2 protein-coding genes are annotated in these 1,785 nt (G+C 43.3%); both read right to left on the bottom strand.

Annotated elements, in window-relative coordinates:
• Positions 1-175 precede the first annotated feature (175 nt).
• Entirely contained in the window at positions 176-841 is a 666-nt protein-coding gene (locus tag IV91_RS18125) for an Nmad3 family putative nucleotide modification protein (RefSeq protein WP_150112516.1), read from the bottom strand.
• Positions 842-861: 20 nt separating this feature from the next.
• Positions 862-1,551, bottom strand: coding sequence for an Nmad2 family putative nucleotide modification protein (locus IV91_RS0113650; protein ID WP_150112515.1), 690 nt, complete (start codon positions 1,549-1,551; stop codon positions 862-864).
• Positions 1,552-1,785 lie beyond the last annotated feature (234 nt).

Raw genomic sequence — 1,785 nt, 5'->3', positions numbered from 1 at the left:
TGTATTTCCGGAAATCAAAGTACTGTTGATCGCAATGATTCACCTCATCGGTTTTCGCAAGAGGTCAGAATTCTGTGTATTCATACAGTTTTCCAGTACGCACTGAGATAGAGACATAATCAGGTCTGCTCATGAACCTGTAAGAAATCCAAGATTGTGCTGCGCGATTGAGGATTTATCGCGCTGACGTTAGCCATTTGAGTGTTTTTTCATGATGAGTTTCTGGAACCCAACGACCAATGGCTCGCATTACTGAACCGCCGAAGCCAATGGTTTCTTCAATTTCTGGCAGCACTTTTTGGTGGGCGTCGGAAAGCCTTTGCGCTATCGTAAAAAGTCGAGAAACTGACGGGTCACCTTCAACCACAACAAGAGTTGGCTCAGGATTTTTTCTGCGAAAGTGGGCATTCCGATGAAGAGGCACAAGCGAGTTTGGTGGCCAAAGTTCATCCATTGGAGCGCGATGTATCGCACGAACGGACAAATATCCGATGACAAAACAAGTTCCCTTTGCAATATCCGGCCCTTGAAAACCGGAGTAGAAAACCAGAAGGTCTCCTACGCTCATGCGGAGCAGTTGCGAACGCTTCGGTTCGTTTGGTTCTCCGTAAGTGAATGTTTCAAATTCCGGGTCGTAGTGTGTAAATCCACTGGAGTTGGAATATTGATCCAACGTGCCGCCATGTCTAGCAATCAGTGCAGGGTAGGTAACACCCTTGTCTTCTAATAATTCAGCTGATTCTGGTATAGGCACGTACTCGAATGTTCCATCGGCAAATCGCGGAGACAAAGTACCGCCGCATCCGCGATCAATCCCAACTCGGAGAAATAGGATTTTCATTTTTCAATTTTGCCCATTGATTATGAACATCCAGCGCAGGACGATTTTTTATCTGGCTCACTTTTCCAGTGATTAAAATCTATTGGGTCTGGTATGTGGTCAATTGTGTTTTCGTCGAGGAATATTAAGAACTCTCTCAGGTCTTCTTTTTCTGTCCATGGATCAGAACACTTGCCACCAAGAATGTACGTGATATTTACCGACCGTTTGGTAAGTTGTTTTATGAGTTTTGATCCCCATTGCTGGTTCGAAGTGATTTTTGGCGCTGCTGATCCGAAATAATTAAAAGTGTTCGCAATGAATACCTGATTGCCATGGCAATCCCGCACCATAACATCTTCCCAGTTATGTTCAGTAGATTCGCCGGTGTGTGTGAGTTTCCCATTTGAAAGTTTGTAGAAATTATCACCACACATTTCAATTCTTGATCCTCTAGGTTTTGGAATTTTTAATTTGTAATCTTCAGAGTTATAGTATTCATCGAGCATTATTCGTCTATCGACTTTCATTGCATAAATTAACCTCCATGGATCAGAAGGCGGTGTTAATTTACCGCAGAGTTCAACACCAGCTACTCCGATGATGTAATCGCCACTGTTGATATTTCTGCTCACATGATTAGGAGTGCAAACAGCAAGAGTGCAGATGCCATGAAATGGGTTGGGCGCTAGTCCTGTATCATAGGTCATGATGTAAGCGCAGACTTTCATTTTTTGCCCCTTCGTATTGTTGTTAACTCGCGGCGTTTTTCAGGATACTTGTCGCTTCACTTTCCGGGTTTTTTTCTACTTCAAAAGAGCATACCCCTGCAAATAATGTGACCTGATTATGTCTCTATCTCAGTGCGTACTGGAAAACTGTATGAATACACAGAATTCTGACCTCTTGCGAAAACCGATGAGGTGAATCATTGCGATCAACAGTACTTTGATTTCCGGAAATAC

Source organism: Ferrovum myxofaciens, assembly GCF_000735045.1.
In the GTDB taxonomy this organism is placed as follows: Bacteria; Pseudomonadota; Gammaproteobacteria; order Burkholderiales; family Ferrovaceae; genus Ferrovum; species Ferrovum myxofaciens.
This window is presented reverse-complemented; position numbering and strand designations above follow the sequence as displayed.